Annotated in this window: 18 protein-coding genes and 1 rRNA gene; 7 read left to right on the top strand and 12 right to left on the bottom strand. The window is 57.6% G+C overall.

Features of this window, described 5'->3' with window-relative positions:
- The 10 genes from MJO47_RS15285 to smc all read right to left on the bottom strand — a co-directional run.
- Positions 1-273 (bottom strand): 16S ribosomal RNA (locus MJO47_RS15285); the annotation flags it as partial.
- Between the two features lie 361 nt (positions 274-634).
- Positions 635-1855: a tyrosine--tRNA ligase gene (gene tyrS / locus MJO47_RS15280; protein ID WP_253962028.1), complete on the bottom strand. Its 1221-nt coding sequence runs from the start codon at positions 1853-1855 to the stop codon at positions 635-637.
- A 32-nt stretch (positions 1856-1887) separates the two neighbouring features.
- A complete protein-coding gene (locus MJO47_RS15275) occupies positions 1888-2676 on the bottom strand; it encodes a TIGR00282 family metallophosphoesterase (RefSeq protein ID WP_253962027.1) in 789 nt (262 codons plus the stop codon).
- 17 nt (positions 2677-2693) lie between these two features.
- Positions 2694-4262: a ribonuclease Y gene (gene rny, locus MJO47_RS15270; protein ID WP_253962026.1), complete on the bottom strand. Its 1569-nt coding sequence runs from the start codon at positions 4260-4262 to the stop codon at positions 2694-2696.
- 30 nt (positions 4263-4292) lie between these two features.
- Positions 4293-4871 carry a 5-formyltetrahydrofolate cyclo-ligase gene (locus tag MJO47_RS15265; protein ID WP_253962025.1) on the bottom strand — a complete coding sequence of 193 codons (579 nt, stop codon included), beginning with the start codon at positions 4869-4871 and terminating at the stop codon, positions 4293-4295.
- 402 nt (positions 4872-5273) lie between these two features.
- On the bottom strand, positions 5274-5552 hold the full coding sequence (locus MJO47_RS15260; RefSeq protein WP_253962024.1) for a cell division protein ZapA: 279 nt from the start codon (positions 5550-5552) through the stop codon (positions 5274-5276).
- Positions 5549-5740: a cell division protein ZapB gene (locus tag MJO47_RS15255; RefSeq protein WP_253962023.1), complete on the bottom strand. Its 192-nt coding sequence runs from the start codon at positions 5738-5740 to the stop codon at positions 5549-5551. The genes MJO47_RS15260 and MJO47_RS15255 overlap by 4 nt, the downstream gene beginning before the upstream one ends.
- 71 nt (positions 5741-5811) lie before the next feature.
- Complete coding sequence (ftsY, locus tag MJO47_RS15250; protein WP_305882461.1) at positions 5812-7134, bottom strand: signal recognition particle-docking protein FtsY; 1323 nt, start codon at positions 7132-7134, stop codon at positions 5812-5814.
- A 43-nt stretch (positions 7135-7177) separates the two neighbouring features.
- Complete coding sequence (locus tag MJO47_RS15245; RefSeq protein ID WP_253962022.1) at positions 7178-7537, bottom strand: roadblock/LC7 domain-containing protein; 360 nt, start codon at positions 7535-7537, stop codon at positions 7178-7180.
- A gap of 2 nt (positions 7538-7539) precedes the next feature.
- The gene (smc, locus tag MJO47_RS15240) at positions 7540-11070 is read right to left on the bottom strand and encodes a chromosome segregation protein SMC (RefSeq protein ID WP_253962021.1); all 3531 of its coding nucleotides are present in this window, start codon (positions 11068-11070) and stop codon (positions 7540-7542) included.
- A gap of 205 nt (positions 11071-11275) precedes the next feature.
- Here smc and MJO47_RS15235 point away from each other — a divergent pair, with 205 nt between their 5' ends.
- The 3 genes from MJO47_RS15235 to MJO47_RS15225 all read left to right on the top strand — a co-directional run bounded on the left by MJO47_RS15235 (position 11276) and on the right by MJO47_RS15225 (position 17332).
- The gene (locus MJO47_RS15235) at positions 11276-12190 is read left to right on the top strand and encodes an RluA family pseudouridine synthase (protein ID WP_253962020.1); all 915 of its coding nucleotides are present in this window, start codon (positions 11276-11278) and stop codon (positions 12188-12190) included.
- A 15-nt stretch (positions 12191-12205) separates the two neighbouring features.
- The gene (locus MJO47_RS15230; protein ID WP_253962019.1) at positions 12206-13999 is read left to right on the top strand and encodes an ATP-binding protein; all 1794 of its coding nucleotides are present in this window, start codon (positions 12206-12208) and stop codon (positions 13997-13999) included.
- An 84-nt stretch (positions 14000-14083) separates the two neighbouring features.
- Positions 14084-17332 (top strand): AsmA-like C-terminal domain-containing protein, encoded by a 3249-nt coding sequence (locus tag MJO47_RS15225; protein ID WP_253962018.1) that lies wholly within the window; start codon positions 14084-14086, stop codon positions 17330-17332.
- Positions 17333-17348: 16 nt separating this feature from the next.
- On the opposite strand, the gene MJO47_RS15220 is transcribed toward MJO47_RS15225, so the two are convergent.
- Positions 17349-17870 (bottom strand): isochorismatase family protein, encoded by a 522-nt coding sequence (locus MJO47_RS15220; RefSeq protein WP_253962017.1) that lies wholly within the window; start codon positions 17868-17870, stop codon positions 17349-17351.
- Positions 17871-17995: 125 nt separating this feature from the next.
- A complete protein-coding gene (ubiE, locus tag MJO47_RS15215) occupies positions 17996-18706 on the bottom strand; it encodes a bifunctional demethylmenaquinone methyltransferase/2-methoxy-6-polyprenyl-1,4-benzoquinol methylase UbiE (RefSeq protein WP_253962016.1) in 711 nt (236 codons plus the stop codon).
- Between the two features lie 134 nt (positions 18707-18840).
- Between ubiE and MJO47_RS15210 the strand changes: the two genes are divergently transcribed.
- The 4 genes from MJO47_RS15210 to MJO47_RS15195 all read left to right on the top strand — a co-directional run bounded on the left by MJO47_RS15210 (position 18841) and on the right by MJO47_RS15195 (position 22525).
- Entirely contained in the window at positions 18841-19260 is a 420-nt protein-coding gene (locus tag MJO47_RS15210) for a (deoxy)nucleoside triphosphate pyrophosphohydrolase (protein WP_253962015.1), read from the top strand.
- Between the two features lie 374 nt (positions 19261-19634).
- On the top strand, positions 19635-20423 hold the full coding sequence (locus MJO47_RS15205; protein WP_253962014.1) for a helix-turn-helix domain-containing protein: 789 nt from the start codon (positions 19635-19637) through the stop codon (positions 20421-20423).
- Positions 20424-20484: 61 nt separating this feature from the next.
- Positions 20485-20820, top strand: coding sequence for a DUF4212 domain-containing protein (locus MJO47_RS15200; protein ID WP_253962013.1), 336 nt, complete (start codon positions 20485-20487; stop codon positions 20818-20820).
- A 1-nt stretch (position 20821) separates the two neighbouring features.
- Entirely contained in the window at positions 20822-22525 is a 1704-nt protein-coding gene (locus MJO47_RS15195) for a VC_2705 family sodium/solute symporter (RefSeq protein ID WP_253962012.1), read from the top strand.
- Positions 22526-22564: the final 39 nt, after the last annotated feature.

The following is a 22564-nucleotide window of genomic DNA, read 5'->3' as shown; positions in this document are numbered from 1 at the left end:
ACCCTACCAACTAGCTAATGGGCCGCGGACTCATCCAATGACAGTAGGCCCGAAGGTCCCCACCTTTTCCCGCAAGCTCCGAAGAGCCCGTGGGCTTATCCGGTATTAGCACTCCTTTCGGAATGTTATCCCAGATCACCGGGTAGATTATCCACGTGTTACTCACCCGTGCGCCACTTTACTCAGGACCCGAAGGTCCCTTTCGCGTTCGACTTGCATGTGTTAAGCACGCCGCCAGCGTTCGTTCTGAGCCAGGATCAAACTCTCCAGTTGTTTAACTGTATAAGTTGATTCTGTTTTTTTGATTTGACTTCTTGTCCCGCAAATCAATCTCAAGCGTCTGCTATTTAGTTTTCAAAGACCGAACTTCCCTTGCCGCTCGTTTGCGACAGAAGGACAATCTAGCCAATCCCAACATGTCTGTCAAGATCTTTTGTTTTCTTTTTTTTGCGCCTGCGCGCCTTGCCTTACTCGACCGCTGCCTACTTACCTGCCCAACCGGGCACCTTTCGGCAACGAGGGGTGTTTATAACCGATACCCACCCCAAGCGTCAAGTCTCTTTTTGCGTTTTTTTCATGGCCCGAAAAACCCCGTGAAAAATTCGGCCCTTCGACCATTTCGCAACAAGGGGATCTACGAACCAAAAACAATTCGGGCAAAGCGCCGCTTTCCTGCCTGCAGAACCAATTCCCCCTTCGGCTGCACCTCGAGGTCCCCATCGGCAATTTTCTCGCCGTCCAGCTTCACCCCTCCCTGCTTGACCATCCGACGTGCCTCACCATTGGAAGCAACAAGCCCTGCATCGACAAGCAGACGGCAGATCCAAACCGGCCCCTCGGAAGACATGTGAACGACAGGAATATCGTCGGGAATTTCTTTCTGCTTGAACTGCTGAACAAAGTCGACCTCCGCCTGCTCGGCTGGTGCCTGCCCATGGAAGCGCGCGACCAGTTCACGGGCAAGCGCTTTTTTGCTTTCCATGGGATGAGCACCGGAATCCTTGCCGGCGACACCATCCTTGACCCGCTGCAGCCCGGCGAGATCCACATCGGACAGCAATTCATAGTAGCGAACCATAAGTTCGTCCGAGATGCTCATGACCTTGCCATAGATTTCGCGGGGCGGCTCGGTGATGCCGATATAGTTGCCCAGCGACTTACTCATCTTGTTGACCCCGTCAAGTCCTTCGAGCAGCGGCATGGTCAATACGGACTGAGGCCGCTGCCCTTCCTGCTTCTGCAGTTCGCGGCCGACCAGAAGGTTGAACTTCTGATCCGTCCCCCCCAGCTCGACATCGGCCTTAAGAGCCACCGAATCGTACCCCTGCACCAGGGGATAGAGAAACTCATGAATGGCAATGGGCTGCTGCCCGTTGAAGCGTTTGTGAAAGTCGTCGCGTTCGAGCATACGGGCCACGGTGTACCGTGCAGCCAAGCCGATAAGATCGGCGGCGGACATCGGCCCCATCCAGGAACTGTTAAAGACCACCTTGGTTTTTTCAGGATCAAGAATTTTGAATACCTGCTCGCGGTAGGTCTGAGCGTTGGCCAGCACCTGCTCTCGCGTAAGGGGCTTGCGGGTTTCATTCTTGCCGGTCGGATCACCAATCATGCCGGTAAAATCCCCGATCAGAAAACAGACCTCATGACCGAGGTCCTGAAACTGTTTAAGCTTTTGAATCAGGACAGTATGGCCGAGGTGAAGGTCGGGGGCCGTAGGGTCAAAACCGGCCTTGATTCGGAGTGGCACCCCCTTGGCGATCGACTCCCGGATTTTCTCTTCCAGCTCTGTCTCCACCAGTATTTCTACGGCGCCGCGCCGAATGACAGCCATCTGTTCTTGGACGGTATTCATGGATGACAATCCTCTAAATATTTAATTCTTGGTTAACGAGAGGCCAGATCTTCCCGGATACGGAGAACTCGTGTCGCGCGGCCGGTCTTTTCATCGATCGCGAACAGCACCCCGCATAAGACAGGATCCTTTTTGGCAACCTCGAAACGGACTGGCAACTGGGTGAGAAATCGTTCAATCGCCAACTCTTTGCGAATCCCGATAACGGCATCCAGGCTCCCGGTCATGCCGGCGTCGGTCATATAGGCCGTGCCCCCGGACATAATATATTCATCTGCCGTCTGGACATGCGTATGCGTGCCGACAACGGCAGAGACCCGGCCATCGAGATAGTGCCCGAGAGCCACCTTTTCACTGGTGGCCTCCGCATGAAAGTCGACCAGAATGACCCGGGCTTCACTTGCAATCTGTTCAATCAGTCGGTCAGCTTCCCGGAAGGGGCACTCGAGGTTTTTCATAAAAACCCGCCCTTCCAGATTAATCACGCCGACCTTAATGCCGGCACTGGTGGAGTATACTCCCACACCGCGACCGGGAAGACCCTCCGGATAATTGGCCGGTCGGAGAAGGGCAGGTTCCCTGTCGAGAGTATCGTAAATCTCCTTCTTGTCCCAGATGTGATTGCCCGTGGTGATGACATCGACCCCGAGATCAAAAAATTCCCTCACAATCTCGGCAGTCAGGCCAAAGCCGGCCGCCGCATTCTCGCCATTGACGACTACCAGATCGACCTGATGATGATCTACCAGACGATCCAGCGTCTGGGCCAACACCTGACGGCCCGCCCGACCAACGACATCCCCAACAAAAAGAATATTCAAGGATTCTGCCTCCGGCCTTACTTGGCGTATTCCGTTGCCCGGGTTTCACGGATAACATTGACCTTGATCTGCCCGGGATAGGTCATCTCCGCCTCAATCTTGCGGGCAATATCCCGGGCCACCACGTAAGACTGGGCGTCCGAGACCTCTTCGCTGGAGACCATAACACGAATCTCGCGGCCGGCCTGGATGGCGTAGCAGCTGGTAACCCCTTGAAAAGAGGTGCCGATGCGCTCAAGATCCGCCAGGCGCTTGACGTAGGTTTCCAGCATCTCCCGCCGCGCACCGGGGCGGGCCCCGGAAAGGGCGTCAGCCGCCTGCACCAGAACGGCCAGAATGGTTTCAGGTTTTTCATCTTCGTGGTGGGCCGCTATCGCATGAACAATCTTGGGAGATTCTCCGTACTTACGAGCCAGATCGGCGCCAATAACGGCATGGGATCCTTCAATCTCGTGGTCGACGGCCTTCCCTATATCATGGAGCAGACCCGCCCTTTTGGCCTGCTTCACGTTAATGCCCAGCTCTGCCGCCATAATCCCGCACAAAAACGCCACTTCCAGAGAGTGCTGCAGCACATTCTGTCCATAAGAGGTGCGGTAGCGCAGGCGTCCGATCAACTTGATGATTTCCGGATGAATGCCGTGCACACCGACGTCAAAGGTGGCCTGTTCTCCCGCCTCACGAATCGCTTCATCGACGTCCTGAGTGGCCTTGTTGACAACCTCCTCGATGCGAGCCGGATGAATGCGGCCATCTCCGATAAGGCGCTCAAGAGAAAGCCTGGCCACCTCGCGGCGGACCGGATTGAAGCCGGAAATAATAACGGCCTCGGGCGTATCGTCAATGATCAGATCGATACCCGTGGCGGCCTCGATGGCCCGGATATTGCGCCCTTCCCGACCGATGATCCGCCCCTTCATCTCATCAGAAGGCAGCGGCACCACACTGACGGTCTTTTCAGCCACAAAGTCTCCGGCGTAGCGTTGGATGGCAAGAGCAAGGATCTCCTTGGCCTTCTTGTCGGCGGCCTCCTTGGCTTCCTCTTCAATCTGCTTGATCCTTTTGGCTGCATCGTGACGAGCCTCGCTTTCCATGGCTTCCATCAACTGACGTTTCGCTTCTTCGGAGCTCAACCCGGAGATCTGCTCCAACTGCTGCTTCTGTTCCGCGACCAACCGGTCAATATCCTTCTCTTTGCCGGCCAAGCGCTCCTCTCGCTGCAGCACGGAACGCTCACTTTTGAGCAACTCCTCTTCACGGCTGTCCAGCTGAATGGCGCGGCGATCAAGATTTTCCTCTTTCTGCAAGAAGCGCTTCTCCTGGGACTGCAACTCTCGCCGCAGTTCCCGGGCTTCATTCTCCCACTCGGATTTCGCCTGAAAAACGGCATCCTTGGCCTGGATGATCGCTTCTTTACGGATGGTGTCCGCTTCTTTTTTCGCTTCTTCGACAATCTGTTCCGAGGCTTTTTCAGCATTGGCGACTCGAGAATCGGCCATCTTCCTCTGAATCAGCGTTCCGATGACGTAGCCGGCCGCGCCACAGGCCGCCAGCAATACCAACAATAAAAAGATATCTATCTGCAACGTTAGGGTCCTCCTCAGTCGTGTTGTAAATTAATGCCTGAAGGCTGTTTGTTTACCTGTATTAACCGTCCGACTCTCCGTCAGCACAAGATCCAGCTGAATGTCATGCAACTCGGCAGGCAGCCGCTCCAGAACCTGAAAATCAAAGCAAAGCCCAGCCAGCACTCCCCGTCCGACCTGATGGGCCAGAGCCCGATCATAATACCCCTTGCCGTAGCCCAGCCTGAATCCCGACAAATCAAAAGCCACACCGGGAATCACCAGGAAATCGATATCGGTGGCCGCGAGAACAATCTCGCCGACTGGCTCAAGCACACCGAAGCGGCCATGCGCCAACTCGCTTCGGTCCGCCACCACGACAAACTCTAGCGAATCGCTACCCACTCTCGGATAAAGAATCTTCTTTCCCTCGCTCCGAGCGACCTCAAAAAGGGTCTCGGTAAAAACTTCATTCATGATGGGACTGTAGAGTCCCACGGTGCGGGCAGACTGAAATTCAGGCGTTTGCAGAAGCCGACGTTGCGCCAGCAGACTTCTACTGAAGCAGGTGGCAGGAGCCAGATGCCGACGTTTTGCCAGCATCCTTTCCCGGATGGATTGTTTTGGCATGAGCCGAGATCCTCCAGGGCAGATGATCTCCGGCAGGAAGGTTCAGATAGGGAATGGAAAGGACGGATTTGGGATCCGGCACGCAGGGGTTAAGTTCGATTCAACACATAGCACAGTTGGGCAGACACTGAGATTCCGGGCGGGTTAACCCGAGGGACAGACATCGCCTCGACTTCCCTGCCAGGAAGGTGATTGTCAGCGCGGCACGAGCCAGTCAGTTTTTTCGAACAAAATTCAAGCATAACGGACCTGCAAAAGCGCCTGAAAAGGCAGACGCGATTTCCATTCATCAATCTATCTCAAGTCTCCCGATGGAGATCAGGGCGTGGCAAAGCCACCTTATAAGCGCATCATCCGCAAGCATGCGGACGATCGTCGTTTTCGTTAAATCAACGGGCAGAATCAGCTCCTGTCAACCGCCTCTTCTTCCAGCTTTTCCAGCAGGCGGAACAGGCGTTTTTCCGCCTCAGTGTGTTCATCCAGCAGTTGCAGATGCGTTCCAGCCAGATTCATAAGAGCAAGGATGACTGAATTCAGGGTGTCGACCGTCTTTTTTCCTCGGGCCACGTGGGACAACTGGTCATTGACGAAAGCAGCCACCCGATGCACATCCGCGGCACCGGAATCACTTTTGACCGTATACTGTTGTCCCAGGATCGTTACCTGGACAGCCTCTTTCAAGAGATCTCCCGATCAACGCGGTCGAGTTTTTCCAATATCCTGTCCAGTTCGGATCGAACCCTGTCGCGTTCTCTGAGGAAGGCTTCTTTCTCGGCCCGGAGTCGTCTACATTCATCCAGCAGATCGTGATGTTGCGTCAACAGGTCATCGAGTTTTTCTTCAAGCCGGAAAACGACATCCAGATCCATCTTCCCCACTCCAGTTTGATCAAAAATTCTAGGTAAAGCAACCTGTAAAGTCAAGACCTTTCAGTTTCATGTCAGTTTCGCTGGAAAAGAGCCTCAACAAAAAGGTCGGGATCAAATGTGCGGAGGTCGTCCACGCCTTCGCCTATACCCACGAAACGAACAGGCAAATCCAGCTCGCTGCCGATAGCCACAACCATACCGCCCTTGGCCGTACCGTCCAGCTTGGTCAGGGCGATGCCGGAAACTTCGACAGCCTCCTTGAACAGCCGGGCCTGAACCAGAGCATTTTGTCCGGTGGTTGCATCGAGAACGAGCAGGGTTTCCTGCGGTGCTCCAGGGAGCTCTCGATGGAGGACGCGGCGGATTTTCTTCATCTCTTCCATCAGGTTCACTTTCGTATGGAGCCTTCCCGCCGTGTCAAGGATAAGGACATCAGCTTTACGGGCTATAGCAGCCTTGATGGCGTCAAAGGCTACGGCAGCAGGATCGGCCCCTTCATCATGCCGAATCACTTCAGCTCCGGCCCGCTCGCCCCAAACCGACAGCTGCTGCGCCGCGGCGGCCCGGAAGGTGTCCCCGGCGCCAAGAACAACCCGTTTGCCTTGCGAGGTCAGCTGCTTCGCCAATTTGCCGATGGTCGTGGTCTTACCCACACCGTTGACACCTACCACCATGATGACATAGGGCGATGTGGTGGAAAAATCGAGAGGAGCCGCCTCCAGACGCAGCCGCTGTCTTATTTCTTCCCGCAGGACATCACGAACCGCTTCATGACGGGGAGCCCCCCCCTTTGCCAGACGTTTTTCGATGGCAGCCGTCAGCTCCATCGTGGTTTTCATGCCGAAATCAGCTGAAATCAGGATTTCTTCCAGCTCTTCCAGCAGTTCGGCATCTTCGCCTTTATGGGATTTCAACAGTGAATCGATCCGCCCCAGAACCGCCGACTGGGTCTTGGCCAGTCCCTTACGCATACGCTCGATAAGACTTTGAGGCGTCTCGGGTAAAGGCTCGGGTCGGGCCTCAGAAACTTTGATGAGCCTAGCCGCAGATTCCTCAGGTGGCTCAACGGAAGACACGGGCACCTCCGTGGGCGGCGCAGGCTCACCAAGGTCTTCCTCGCCCCCTTCCTCTTCTCCGGCTTCCGCCGCCGCCTCTTCCCCTTCCGGCTCGACTACAGACTCGACCGCCACGTGTTCCGTTTTTTCTTCTTCGGCGGGAAGGGCTGTTTTTCTGGTACGTTTCCTCAACATCAAGACGACAATGAGCAGAACCAGCAAGGTCAGCAGAAAATACAGGGTTCCAAGGGCCCCCATGACGCTGTGTTCCTCGGGAATTCCTATTTTTACCAACAACTCAGCGAGTTGATTGATCCATACGAGTATTGCTTCTTTCAACGTTTCACTCCTTTACGAAGGCTAGCCGGGCAGGCGAACACGGCTAGAGGATATCCATTCGAACCCTGTCGGCACAGCGACGGGCGGCGTGGAGGGCCAGGCCGAGAGATCCGGCCCGCTCCAGAGCAACCACCAGAAAATACTCGGTCGTTACCGGGATCAACAGGGTTTGCATGGTCTCTGCCGTCATCACGATTTCCTGCAAATCATCAGCCTTCAGGCGGCTCATGATCTCACGCATATTGTTGAGAATGACGCCACCATGCGCCCCGTGAAGCTTCAGATCGTACTCATCCATCCGGGCCACCTGGTCGACAGCCTCACCTTCCCAGTCGGCAATGATTGCTCCCAGAACCCCCGGGACCCGGTCCATCAATTCGGTCAATTCTTTCTTGAAAGGCACCCTCACCCCTCCAATTCGTTGAAGCGGACCGACACCAGCTTGGATACGCCTGGCTCCTCCATGGTGACTCCGTACAGGGTATCGGCAATCTCCATCGTCCGCTTGTTGTGGGTAATGATTATAAATTGGGAAACCGTCGCCATTTGGCGCACCATATCGTTGAAGCGGCCGATATTGGCGTCATCGAGAGGTGCGTCAACCTCATCCAGCATACAAAAAGGCGAGGGTTTGATAAGAAAAATGGAAAAGATCAGGGCGACGGCGGTCAGGGCCTTTTCACCTCCCGACAGGAGGTTGACACTCTGCAGGCGCTTTCCCGGCGGCTGCACAATGATGTCGATTCCCGTTTCGAGCAGGTCTTCCTCGTCCGTCAGGGCCAGTTCGGCTTTACCGCCCCGAAAGAGTCGAGGGAAGACCTCCTGAAATTTGGCATTCACCAGATCAAAGGTCTCGCGGAAACGCTTGCGGGTCGTTCGGTTGATCTTGCTGATGGCCATCTGCAACCCTTCCAGCGACGTTTTCAGATCATCCTGTTGGCGGGTCAAAAAGGTAAAACGTTCCTCCAGTTCCTGGTATTCCTCGATGGCGGTCAGATTAACTTCCCCCATGTCGTCGATCATGCGCCGCAACTCGGCGGCCCGGGACTGCATGGCTTCGCTGTCGGCGAGATCCTTGTCCGGAACCTCCATTTCAGCCAAATCAAGACGGTAACGGTCCAGAACCCCTTCGCGCAGATGCTCCGCCTCCATATCCAGTTCCCTGGTCTTGAGCTGCAGGCTTGACAGCGTCTCACGCAGATCGTTCAGGCGAGAACGGATGCCCTTGAGAACATCTTCATGTTCTTCAGTGTGTCGGGCACTTTCGTCGAAGCGTTCCTTTAGGCGGTCAAAACCCTTTTTCTCTTCTTCCCGTTTGCGGAAAAGGATTTCCAGCTCGGTTCTCAGCCGGCCGCTTTCCAGCTCCAGTCGAGCCCTCTCCTCTTCCGCCTCTTCCCGTTGACTGTTCAGTAGAGCCAGTCTTCCCTGCAACTCCCTCTGAAGAGCCTCAAGCCGTTCCCGGCTTTTACGCGAACTTTCCTCCCGCTCCCGCAGACTGGTGACCACCACTTTCAACGCAGTCACTTTTTCACGACTATCCTCCAGGGCACGCTTTCGCACCTGGAGTTCTTCCTGCAGCTCGGCCAGGGACTCCTCCAGAACCGCCTTTTCCTGTTCTTTCGCCAAGTGCAGTTCATGGGCTTCGTTCTGCTGCCTTTCAAGACTTTCGCGCTCTTCGTGAAGTTGATCTTCTTCGAGACTCAGCACTTCGACGCGCTCAGTCAGACGGGAAAGATCCTGCTTGAGACGGTTTAAATCCTTTTCGTTGTCGACGACTTTGATCTCCTTGCGATGCAGAGCGGCGCCGATATCCCGCAGATTTTCTTCCTCGCGCGCGAGCTGTTCACGCAGATCGATTCGCTCCTGGTGCCCTTTTTCTACGCTGGCTTCCGCCTGCGCCACGACATCGACCAGCTCTTTTATTTCCCGCTTCTTGTGCAGCAATCCCTCGTCCATGGCCTTACTGGAGCCACCCTGCAGTTCGCCCCGGAAGGTCAGGATATCCCCCTCCCTCGTCACCAGCGTGACCCCGGGATCGAGAGGCTTTCCCAGCCAGGGCTGCAGGCTTTCCACCAGAAAAACACCCTGCAGGAGGGATTCAACCCGAGCGGCAGCCCCGGGCGCCACCGTCATCAGGGAAAGAAGGGGCCGCCCACCCGCCACGGAAAGCGCCGGAGCGGGAGAACGGGCCGGCAGCAGAAAAGTGCAACGGCCACCGGCTTCGCGCAGAAAGTCGAGGGCGGCCACGACATCGTCCCCGCGGTCGGCCAGCACCGCCTGCAAGCGGTCTCCGAGGACGGCTTCCACCGCCCGCTCAAACTCCGCCGACACCTCCAGAATCTCCGCCACCACGTCACCAAAGCGCTGGCGCATTTCGGGGTTTTTCAACAGGGCCTTAACGCCCCCTTCATAGCCTTCCAGGTTGCGTTCGAGTTCTTGCAAGGATTCAAGGCGGGAACGGTGTCGATTGAGTTCTTCTCGCTGGACCAGCAGGCGATTTTCATTTTCTTCCAGTCGTCCCTTGAGGCTGCGCAGAGTTTCCTGAGAGACAACCTGCTCTTCGAGAAGAACGTCCTTTTTACGCAGAAAACCCTGCAGAGCTGACTCAAGCTCTGCGATCAGGGTCTGGGCCTGTTCCTGCTGTTCCATGAGGGTAACGGCTTCCTGACGATTGCGACCTGTTCTCTCCTCAAGGGACTGCAGCCGACGACGGGCGTCCTCATGCACGTGACTCAATTGGGACAGTTGCGTGAGCAGGGCGAAGAGATCGGACCGCGTCTCTTCCAGGCGGGCGGCGACACTCTGTTCGGCAAAACCCAACTCTTCGGCCTCGGCCTCGGCCGCAGCCAGGTTTTGCTTTTCCTGCTGAAGGTCGGCGCCCAGCAGAGACCCGTTCTGAAGCAGAGAATCCTGCTCCGTGGCCACCTCTTCGAGACGCCGGCGCACCTCCTGCACCTCGGCGGCCTGACGTTCCTGCTGACGCAGCAGATTTTCCATCTCCTTGCCGCCAAAGCCGATCTGCCCCTCTACCCGCTGAATCTCCGAAGTCAGGTGAAAAACTTTCTCCTGCCCCTCGGCCACCTCTTTTTCGACAGTTACATGACGCAGGCGCAACTCTTCAAGGGTGAGTTCCCCCTGCTCAACCTGCCCCTTGAAGCTTTCCAGCACCCGGGACTGTTCGTGTTCTTCCTGCTGCCGAGAGTCGATCTCTTTCTTCAGGGTCTGATACCGCTGCAGGGCCAGCCCCGTCTCGAGGGCCTTGAGCTCCTCACGGCATTCCCTGAATTTCTGGGCCTTCTGGGCCTGACGCTTGAGACTACCCAGCTGACGCCGAACCTCTGAAACGATATCGCCAAGCCGGAGCAGGTTCTGCCTGGTCGCCTCAATCTTGCGCAAGGCCGACTTTTTGCGCGACTTGTATTTGGTTACCCCGGCCGCTTCTTCAATGAGAAATCGGCGATCCTCCGGCTTGGAATTGAGGATCATGCCGATTTTGCCCTGCTCGATGATGGAATAGGCGCGGGCGCCGACGCCGGTATCCATGAACAGCTCGGTGATGTCCATGAGACGACAGGGGGTTTTGTTGAGAAGATATTCGCTGTCACCGTTGCGGTACAGCCGGCGGGTGACCATGATCTCCGCATAGTCCTTAAAGGCGGCGGGGGCCAGGCCGTCGGCATTGGAAAAAACCATGGAGACTTCAGCCATGCCATGGGGCTTGCGGGATTCGCTGCCGCCAAAAATGATGTCCTCCATGGACCGGCCCCGAAGATTCTTGGCGTTCTGCTCCCCCATGGCCCAGCGGATGGCATCGACCACATTGCTCTTTCCGCAGCCGTTAGGCCCCAGGATGGCCGTAACCCCATCGTTGAAGTCAAGAGAGACCTTGTCAACGAAGGATTTAAATCCAAGGATATCAACCCGCTTGATTTGCATGGGGAAAGGAACCTGTCAACGATAAGAGGGAAGTCACACCGTAAAAATAGCGCGCCATGGTAACAAGGTATAAAAATCCTGTAAAGAGCTTAAACCCGTGTGTTAAAAGAGGCCGGCAAGCTCCCGTAGACACCTTCACGCTCTCGGCACCGAAGCGGCCAACCCTTCCTTGCTTCCAGCCAGAGGCAAGGGTAAACTGTTTTTTATGCCAGAGTGGATTGTCACAGCCCAGGAGAACGGCCTGCCGCCGCTGCATATTTTGCAGCAGCGTGTTCCGGCAGCCCCCATAGGATTTTTGCGCCAACTGCTGCGCAAAGGGGAGATATTGCGTCGGCACCCGGCCCTTAGCCCGGACGCGCCCCTGAGCACCGGCGATCGTCTGGTGCTGCCCGACAGCCAGCGACTGGGCCGCCTGCTGGAGCAACCGCCGGAAAAGCCGGTGGACATTCTCTACGAAAACGACCAGCTTCTGGTGGTTTTCAAGCCGGCGGGACTGGCCGTGCACCGGGGTGTCGGCCATGAGGAGGACAACCTGGTCTGGCGCATTGAGCGTCTGCTGAAAAGACGCAAAGCCCCCTACCAGGCGCGGCCCATACACCGGCTTGATGTGGAAACTTCCGGCCCCGTGCTCTTTGGCAAGGGGAAAAAGGCCGCCTCCGCGCTAGGGAAGCTCTTCATGGCCGGCAAGGTCCAGAAGCATTACCTGGCGTTGGTGGCGGGACAACTTGCGGCCGAAGGGGCACTGACCTCTCCCGTTCCAGCTAAGGGGAAACTCAAGGAGTCTGTAACATCCTTTTGCCGACTCGCCGGCGACACTCATTACTCCCTGCTGGACCTCGAACTTCACAGCGGCCGCACCCACCAGATCCGCCGGCAACTGGTTGATGCCGGACATCCTCTGGCCGGTGACCGACGCTACGGCGGACCTTCGCTGCCGGGCCTGTCCAGACTCTTTTTGCACTGCCACCGCTTGATACTGCCCTCGCCCGCCGGGGATTCTGTTATCGCCATCGATTCCCCTCTGCCGGAGGAGTTAGAGCACGCCTTGAAGACCTTGGACCTTCGCTGGCCGGAATCCGTCAACAGCACCGGCACCAAGCCCCGGGTAGCAGCCGGGTAGCCACCAGAGATGCCCATGTCGAAAAAAAGATCGGACAAGTTTTCGCTCCACCCTGACGGCACCCGCATTGCGGCCAAGATCGCCATGATTTACCTGGCTTTCGGCACTTTCTGGATTCTTCTGTCCGACCACATCCTGGCCCTTCTTGCCACCGATTTTTTTCGTTTTTCGCGACTGCAGACCTACAAAGGCGCCATCTATGTCGTCCTCACCTCCTTCTTTCTCTTTGGCCTGGTGCTGTATTACATCCGGAATCTGCGCCAGCAGGAGGAAGCCCTGCGGCAAGTCGTTCAGGGGGTGGCGGAATTTACGGGGCCAGCCTTTTTCACGACCCTGGTCAAACACCTCGCCAGCGCCCTCGGGGTCGATTACGCCTTCATCGGCCGCCTGGACCCGCAGGATGCCTCCCGCATCGTTACTCTCGCCTTTTTCAACCAGGGAAAAATCTCGGACAACTTCCACTATGAGCTCAAAGACAGTCCCTGCGCTATGGTCCTTGAGGGGGAGATATGCTTTCATCCTCAAAGAGTGCAGGAGCTCTTTCCCCAGGACAAAGGGTTGCGAGACCTGAACGTGGAAAGTTATCTGGGCATTCCCATGCGTGACAGCAACGGTAAACCGTTTGGACTGATCGCCGTGATGCACCGTCAGCCCCTGCCCAACGGCCCCATGGCGGAATCTCTCCTGCGCATTTTTGCGACCCGGGTCGCCACCGAAATTCAACGGCAGAAGGCCGAAGAGGACCTGCTGACACAGTCTCAGCAGATGCGAACGATTTTTGATTCGGTGAACACCATGATTTACGTGGCCGACCTCGAAAGCTACGAGCTCCTCTATCTTAACGAATACGGCGAAAGGATTGCCGGCAAGAACTGGCAGGGGAAAACCTGCTTCGAAGCCCTGCAGAATGGGAAAGGGGGCCCCTGTGAGTTCTGCACCAACACGCGCCTGGTCAAAGACGGCCAGCCGCAGGAACCCTGCCGCTGGGAGTTTCAGAACACCCGCAATGGCCGGTGGTATCAGTGCATCGACCAGGCCATCCGCTGGACTGACGGTCGACTGGTCCGGCTGGAAATCGCCCTGGACATCACCGAGCGACTGGAGATGGAGCAACTCAAAGATCAGCTGCTCTCCGCCGTCAGCCATGAAATGCACACCCCCCTGACGGCCGTGCTGGGCTATTCAGAGTTTCTCATGGACAATGAGGTTCCCCGTGAGGAGCAGCGGGAATACCTGGGCATCATCCACCAGGAAGGGGAGCGCCTCGATACATTGATCAACAATTTTCTGCAACTTCAGCGGGCCCAGTCCCGCCAGCACAGCGTTCCCGCTCCCGTCAAATCCATTGCCATCGACCCATTGCTGCGCAAAACCCTGCGCCCCTTCACCTCGGGCGTCCAGAAGCACCACTTTCAGGTCGACTGTCCGAACAATCTCCCGCCTCTGCTGGCTAATCCCGAGGGGATACAGCAGATTCTGGAAAACCTGCTGTCCAACGCCGTCAAGTATACGCCCGAGGTCGGGACAATCACCCTGGCTGCCCGTGAAAAGGGGGAGGAGATCATTCTCAGCATCACCGACCCCGGCATCGGCATTTCAATCGAGGAACAGGAACATATCTTCGAACGCTTCTACCGCGTCGACAACAGTGACCGCCGCCAGACCAGCGGGGCAGGCCTCGGTTTGGCGCTGGTCAAAGAGCTGGTACGCGAAGGAGGCGGCAGGCTGTGGGTTGAAAGCACCCTGGGCCAAGGCAGTACCTTCTACGTCGCTTTCCCCGCCGCTCAAGGCGGGGCCCAAGGCACCTGAGGTCAGCTGAAAATAAGGGGTTGCACCAGCCGGAAATCCGTTTAAAATCACCTGTCCACTCACTTTCCACGAAAAGGCTCACGCATGGCACGGCTGCGTCAACTCCTCATCTTCCTCGGTGTTCTACTGGTCCTGTGCCTGGCCGGCATCGTCCTCTTTCTGTACACCCTCGACCTCAACACCTATCGCCGCCAACTTGAAGACACCCTGGCCGGAGCCTTGTCTCTTCCCGTCCAGCTGGGCGCGGTCCAACTGACTTTTGAACCCGGACCCGCTTTTAGTTTCTCTGACCTGAGCATCGGCACGGGTGACGGCGACGAGGAGATTTTACGCGCCGAACGCATTCTGTTCAAACTGGATCTCTGGCCCCTGCTTACAGGAAAGATCGCCCTGCGGGACATTTTACTCGACCGCCCCCGCTTTCGTCATCGGCTCTCTTCGGTGCCGCCGGATTCTGTCCCCTTGCCCCCACCCTCCCAGCCCTTCCGCCCCCTGCTGGATGTCGGCTTCCTTTCCCAGGGCAGGATTCAGTCCTTGACGATCGTACAGGGGCACTTTGAACTTCTGGATCAGCGGCAGCCTGATCGCCTGATCGTTTCTACGTTAAACAATGTGGATTTCTATCTCGAAAACCTGGCCCCAGGCCAAACGAGTCAACTGGCCCTAAAAGCGCAGTGGCTTTACGGGGGGAACGCCGCCGACCTGTCGATGACGGGGGCCATCGGTCTGCCAGCCGACCTGGAGAGCTGGCGTAAGACCTCTATCCAGGTGACCCTCAATCTGGCTGACCTGGACGCCGGGCTCATCACGGCCTTTTTTCCGGCGTCCGCCCCCTCCCTTACGGCCTCAGGACAAACCTCCCTTCTTCTGGAAAGCTCCGGTTCTTTTAACGAAGGGATGGACTTCAGGCTGCGCCTTTGGGGCGACGACTTTTCCCTGCAGTCGCCAGCGGTTGGAATCAGGGGCAAAGATCTCTTTCCCCTGGCCCTTTCCGGCCACTGGCGTCCCCAGAAGGGTATCCATAGGTTAAGTGACCTGCGATTGGACGGGGGCAACCTCCACCTGCAAGGAGAGTCCTCGCTGGAGACTGTCGATGACGGCCTGCGACTGCAAACCTCCTGGTCCAGCAAACCCCTTCCCATTACGGCCATCAGCGCCTTCTTTCCCGAGAGTGAAAAGGGCGCCCGCTTCGCCAACCTTCTGCAAGAGGGCAGTGTGGAACTCACCTCCCTGACAGCTGCGATCCAGCCGGACAATACCCGGCCGACAGGCCACCGTTTCCTGGTGCAAAACGCCCGGCTGATCCTTCGGGATGGCCGCCTGCGCTTACTGCCGAATCTGGACATGACCAAACTGGCCGGCCAGGTCGATCTGCAGGATGACGAACTCGCTCTGGAAGTGACCGCCAACACGGCCGGGCACGCCTTTCGCCTGGAAGGCACCCTGCGCTCCCCCTTCACCGCCAACCGCCAGCTTTCTCTGCGGGCGGCCGGCGCCATCGACGTCCCCTGGCTCAAGTCTGCCCTGCCCGCCCTGCGAGAACACCCCGCCTCCCTGCAAGGGGCTGTCCCCTTTACTGTTTCAGCTCAGGGTCCTTGGGAGGATCTCGACCTTGACGTAGATGCCACCTTGGATAGCCTGGCGATTGACTGGCCACGCATTCTGTCCAAATCGTCGGAAACGAACAGCCGTCTGACCCTATTGCTGCGGCGCCGACCCGACAGCCTCACCCTGGTGCAGGGCAGCCTGTCATTTCCGACTCTGCAGGTTGGCCTTTCGGGCGACCTGAGCCCGCAAGAGGAGCACCCTTACCACCTGGACATCCACGGGAAGGCACAAGATCTGGCCGAGTTGCCTAACTACCTGCCTTTTCTCAAATGGCTCGCCCCCCGTGGCCGGGCAACTTTCGACCTCCAGTTGGCCGGCGACCGCCAGGGGATTGCCTTCCGTGGCGGCGAGGCCGTCGTTCAGAATGTGGGCGTCCATCTCACCCGGGTCATCCCCGATCTGACGGCCATCAACGGACGCATCCGCCTGCATCCCGAACACGCCATCGGCGAGAACCTGGCGCTGAAACTGGGGGAGTCCGCACTTGTCGCTGACGCCCGCCTGCACCGCTACGACGCGTTCCAGTTGCAGGTCGATGTCCGTGGAGAGGCGGTGAGAGCCCAGGACATTATCTTCCCTTCCGAGGTGGCCGTACTGCATGACATCGTCGGGCGTCTGCATTTCGATCGGGAGGGTATGGAATTCGACCCCGTCGATGTGCGACTGGAGCGAGGGACCGAGGCTCAGGTGAGAGGACGCATCCACTGGAAGGGACAGCCGAGCGTACGGTTGGACATCGCCTCGCCCATCGCCAATATCGACGAGGTTATCGCGCTCTGGCAGGACGATTCCAGCCGTAAGGAGGACGAAAAGGATAGAGCCGAACAGCGCTCAGGGAAACGGTCGAGGGTACAGGTGGACATTAAGGCCCGGGCCGCCCAGGGCTCTATCGGTAATCTTCGATTCACCAATGCCGAAGGGGACATCTGGCTCAAAGACCACGTACTCGGCATTTCCCCCATCCGCTTTCACGCCAAGGACGGCTACGGCATCGGCCAGGTTCTGGTGGACAGCAGCCAGGGTTCCCCTTCCCTGCTGCGCATCTCAGGTCATCTGGAGAACTTCGATGCCGCCACCATCTATCAGGAGATGCTCGAGCACCGCGGCCTGGTTACCGGCACCATGCGCGGCGACTTTTATCTGCAAGGACGGCTGGGCAAAGATTTTCTGACCACATCGCTGGGGGGGATCAATCTGGAAATCAAAAAAGGGGTGTTGCGGCAGCTCAAGACCCTGTCCCGGGTTTTCTCCCTGCTGAACGTCTCGCAAATCTTTTCTCTGCAGCTGCCGGACATGGCCGAAGAAGGCATGCCTTTCAACACACTGCACACCTCTATTTCCCTGGACCAGGGTGTTCTGAGTACGAAGGACCTGTTCATTGACAGCAACGCCATGAATCTTTCTCTCGTCGGCAGCTACAGCCTGATCGACGACCAGCTGAACCTGACCCTGGGAATCAAGCCGCTGGGGACGGTCGACAAAATCGTCTCCAGTATCCCGCTGGCCGGTTGGCTGCTGACCGGCGAGGACAAAGCCCTGGTCACCGCCCAGTTCAAAGTGGAGGGCAGCGGCAAGGATCCCGAAGTCAGTGCCATCCCCATCACCTCTGTGTCAGAAACGGTGCTGGGCATTTTCAAACGTACCCTCGGCCTGCCCGGCAAAGTCATCACGGACCTGGAATCCTTGGGCACAGGTGAGACAAAAGGGGATCGAGACGGGGAATAAAGCCTCCCGTTCTGAATCACTCCACCGTCACGCCCAGCACCTTGTCCATCTGCTCCAGGGCAAAGCGTCCGTCAGCGGCCTCGATATCGGCCACGAGCTGCCGGGGCACGCGAACTTGGTAGCCCCTCATAACAGCATCGGCCGCAGTGTAAAAAATGCAGATGTTGGTTACGCAGCCGGTAAGCACCAGTTCCTGCGCCTCCAGATCCGTCAGGACCGATTCGAGTTCCGTTTGGTAAAATCCCGAATAGGTCGTCTTTTCCACCACCGCTTCGCCCGGCAGAGGCGACAATTCCGTTACAATCTGGGCCCCTTCGCTGCCACGCACCGCATGAGGCGGCCAGCCCATGCGCTCAAACTCCCGGTCGTCGGCGGCGTGAGCATCGCAGACAAAGACGACCGGGACGCCAGCGGCCCGGGCCTGGTGCAGACGCGCCTGCAGATCGGGCAGAATAAGGCGGGTCTTGGGAACTTCCAGGGCAGCGCCCGTCCGCACAAAGTCGTTGAGCATGTCGATAATCAACAGAACCTGTTTCACACCAACCTCCTTCCCATTGCCATCCGGGGATTCTGAACCACTAAAAACAAAGTATAGCGGTTTTGCGGCAACAAAAAAGGCGGCCCGAAGGCCGCCGTGGCAGGCAGAACAATGTTGAGTAGAAATCAGGGGCGCACCCCGACGTAGATCGTCGCGATACCGAAGGTGAGATCGAAATGGCGCAGGTCCGTGAAGCCGGCCTCGGCCATCATCCCCTTGAAGGTCTGCTGGTCGGGAAACTCGAGTACGGAATCGGGCAGGTATTGGTAGGCGCTGCGTTTGGAGAGCAGGCCGCCGATAAAGGGCAGCACCCGGCGGAAATAGAAGTAGTAAAGGGCCTTGAACAGGCGGCTGCGCGGATTGGAAAATTCAAGAATGACGGCTCGGCCGCCCGGCTTGAGCACCCGCACCATTTCCTGCAACCCCGCCAGGCGATCGACCACATTGCGGATACCGAAAGCAATGGTGACGCCGTCAAAGACGGAGCCCGGATGCGGCATGGCCTCGCAAGGCGCGTTTACCAGAAAGATGCGGTGGGCAAAGGCGGAAGCAGCGATCTTCTCCTGCCCGATGCGCAGCATGCCCTGGGTCAGATCCTCGCCGACGATGCGCACCGAATCGGGGGTGCGGGTCGCGATCTCGAGGGCGACATCCCCCGTGCCCGTCGCCACGTCAAGAACGCGCCCGCCCTCGGGAATCTGCAACTGCCTCACGGCAAAGGCCCGCCAGCGGCGGTCAATGCCCAGTGAGAGAAGACGATTGAGCAGATCATAACGGGGGGCGATGGTGTCGAACATCTCCCGGATGCCGCGCCCTTTGTCAGACAATTTGAACATAAGTCAACCTTCCATTGGCAGGGTTTTGCGGGGCAATTTTTAACACAACCAAAGGAGGCTGTCAGCAAAAAAACCTTTTTTCGCAGCGCCGGCGCCGCTATACTGCCCGTTCCATCCCCATTCACAAGGATCCCATGAACAAGAGCCTCCCCCTCATCGTCACCGCCGGCATCGTCTGTCATCAGGGCCGCATCCTCATCACCCGTCGACCAGGCGGCAGCAAGCACGGCGGCATGTGGGAATTTCCCGGCGGCAAGCTAGACCCCGGCGAATCACCCTCGCAAGGGCTGCGGCGGGAACTCCGCGAAGAACTGGCCCTGGAGGTCGAAACCAGCGACATCTTCGAAGTGGTGTATCATCGCTATGATTGGGGGCCGGTGCTGATTCTGGCCTACCTCTGTCGGCCCCTGAACACCAGAGTACAAAACATTCAGGTGTCCGAGCATCGCTGGGTGAGGCCCGAGGAATTGAGTGACTTCGACATCCTGCCGGCAGATCGCCCCATCATTGAAAAACTTCAAGAACAACCCGGTGCTTTCGTGGACAAAACCTGATTTCACCCGTTATCCAGACCAGCCGACACTCTTGCCCCCACCCACCATCTTTCTACTGACCTTGCCTCATAAATAAAACAATTTTTTTATTGGAGTATCGCTGTAATAAAATCGACCGTCAAACAGGTCGCACACACCGATCTTTCGTTTCACAGCATCCACCCTCCCAGATCTTAATTGCCGACCGAAAAACGTTCATCCAAAGGCTTTAGCTCTTCCCGCACCCCCTTCCAGTTTTTCTACCGAATGAAGTTGACATAAATAAAACAGTGTATTATTTTTTACATCAACACATTAACAAAACCCATTTTATGCGGCAATCGGTTCCACTTACAGCCGCGCCTGCCACCATTGGATGTCAAGGAGGAAAAACAGTGCCTACCCGGGAAAAAGAATCCTACTCCATCCAGTCGGTGGATAACGCGCTCGATGTCCTTGAAGCCCTCTGCGAAGAAGGGGACGAAGTCCGCATCTCCCAACTGAGCGAACGGCTGGGCATGAACAAAACCAGCGTTTTTCGCCTGTTGGCCACCTTCGAAAACCGGGGCTACGTCGAACGGGAAAAAGGCTCCGGCAAATACCGTCTTGGCCTGTCCGCCTATGAGATGGGGCAGAAATTTCTCTCTCGCATGCATCTGCTGCGCAAAGCCAAGCCCATTATGGAACGCCTGGTTCGGCAGATAAATGAGGCCGTTTATCTTGCAGTTCCCCGCGATCCCAGTATTCTTCTCCTGGATATGGTCGACACCAGCGCCCAGGTCAAAATCGTCTCCCTCGCCGGCAATCGCTATCAAATTTCGGCCACTGCGGCTGGCAAGGTCATCCTGGCTTCTCGGGTCGCAGGCAACGGATCGTCTCATGGCTCAAACGGCAAAAAGGGCCGGGACGTTCCAGCCCTACCCCCGGCCGAACAGCAGACTATTGCCCGCGATGGCTTCTGCCTTGACCGCGGCGGTCTGGGCGAGGGGGTAGTCAGCGTGGCGGTGCCCCTGTTCCGCTCCGGCGGCGAAGTGGTGGGGAGCCTCTGTTGCGTCGGTCCCGACTTTCGGATGACCGATGAACGCCTGCAGGAAGAAATTCTTCCCCAAATCAAGGATGCCGGTGATATTATCTCTTCCAAACTCGGCCACCTGGGCCGCTACTTTGATGGCGAGCACGACTGACGCCATCGCGCATTTGTTTTCAAATCCCATAAAATTCGGCAACTTAAATCGGGAGACCTGAATGACGGCACGACAACGAGTGACGGTCAACTTCTTTCGCCCTGTGCACCGGAACATGCGGAATGAGACGGCTGTCATCAAAACCATCCTTCTGCTCTGGGCCTTTCTGAGCTTTGGCGTCCCCCTCATCATCTGGCTGGCCGGACTGGGCGACCCCAAGGGTCTGGGCGAGTCGTTCTTTACCCGCGGGCGTTTTTTGGGTTTTCCCCTGCACTACTGGCTGGTGGCTCAGGGCTGCACCATCGGCTATGTGCTTTTGTGCAAGCTCTACTGCTTTCTCTGGGAGCGTCGCGTCGGCCAGCAACAGATCGCGCCGCCACCGCTGAGGAGGGGCTGACATGACCCGGCTTCTTTCCCAGACAGCGGCAACCCTGATTATTCTGCTGGCCATCCCTCTGCCCGCTCTGGCCGTCGGCGAAGAGATCTACCAGGTGGAACCGGGCTTCAAGATGATTCCGGCGATTATTCTGCTCGTCCTGCTCGGTGTCTATATCGGCGTCGGTTTTCTCTCCAAGGTATCGGAGACCTCCGGCTACTGGGTGGCCGGGCGAGGAATAGGCAAAATCGGCAACGGCGCCGCCATCGCCTCGGACTGGATGTCGGCGGCCTCCTTCATGGGCGTGGCCGGTCTGCTCTACCTGAAGGGCTGGTTCGGCCTGGGCTACATTCTTGGCTGGACCGGCGGCTACGTGCTCCTCCTGACCTTGCTGGCCGCCCAGATCCGCCGCTTCGGCAAGTACACTATCCCCGAATTTCTCGGGGACCGTTACGACAGCCACGCCGTCCGCCTGATTTCGGCAGCCGTGACCGTTATCATCGCCATCACCTACGCCACCGCGCAATTCAAGGGCATCGGCCTCATCTGCGGCTGGATTTTCGGCATCGACTACACGGCCAGTGTTCTCCTCGCTGCCGGTGTCGTTCTCACCTACATGCTCATCTCAGGCATGCGCGGGGTCACCCGCAACCAGCAGATCCAGTATGTCGTTCTCATTTCCGCCTTTCTCATTCCGCTCTGGCTGTTGATCAAAAAGGCAGGCGGTACGGGCTGGCTGCCGCAACTCGAGTACGGCGCCATCCTCTCCGGTCTCATGGACGGCAAAGTCGCCTCCGGCCAACTTTCAGCGGAAGCCCTGGATCAACTCCGCCGCGACTTTCTGCCCTGGGGCATGGGGAACATCTACCAGTTCATCGCCCTGGCCTTCACGCTCATGGTCGGCACTGCCGGACTCCCTCATATCATGATCCGCTTCTACACCGTCAAGAATGAGGATATCGCCCGCAAGTCCGTGCTGTGGGGGCTCTTCTTCATCGGCCTGCTTTACTGGTCCTCCCCCGTCTACGCCGCCATGGGTAAATTCTGGAACCCTCTGGGCGGCAAGGCGGTAGCTGACGTCATTATCCTGTCCGCTCCCGAACGGGCGGGTCTCGGCATACCGTTTATCGGCTACCTGGCCGGTGGGGCTATGGCCGCCGGCCTATCCACTGTCGCCGGTCTGCTGGTCGCCGGTGCCTCGGCCATAGCTCACGACTGGTATGCCACCGTTTTTAAACCCGACTGCACCGACCGGGAGGCCTTGCATGTCGGCCGCATCTTCACGATCATTATCTGCGCCATCGTGGTCATCGCCGCCCTGAACCCGCCGGCCCTCATCGCCCAGATCGTCGCCATGGCCTTTGCCATCGCCGGCAACACGATCTTCCCGGCCGCCGTACTCGCTGTCTGGTACGGCAAGGCCAACAAATACGGCGCCCTGGCCGGCATTATTTTCGGTCTCACCCTGACCCTCACGGCCATGGCCGGCTGGATTGCCGGCATTCCTCTGTTCGGGCCGGAAGGCCTGCTGCCGGCCACTTCATCGTCCCTTATCGTCTGTCCTCTGGCCTTTCTCCTCAATATCCTCGTCTCCAACCTGACCGATGAACGGGTGAGCGACGAGTCGGCTACCCGCATGGACAATATTCTGCGCAAGCTCCACAACCTGCCCGGCTATGTGGAGGAAGAAGACAGAACCGTCCACTCTGCAACGAAGACCCCCTAAAGGGGTTGCCATTTAAGCCATTCCAGACCATAATGAAAC

Origin of the sequence: Desulfuromonas sp. KJ2020 (assembly GCF_024197615.1) — a bacterium.
In the GTDB taxonomy this organism is placed as follows: domain Bacteria; phylum Desulfobacterota; class Desulfuromonadia; order Desulfuromonadales; family SZUA-540; genus SZUA-540.
This window is presented reverse-complemented; position numbering and strand designations above follow the sequence as displayed.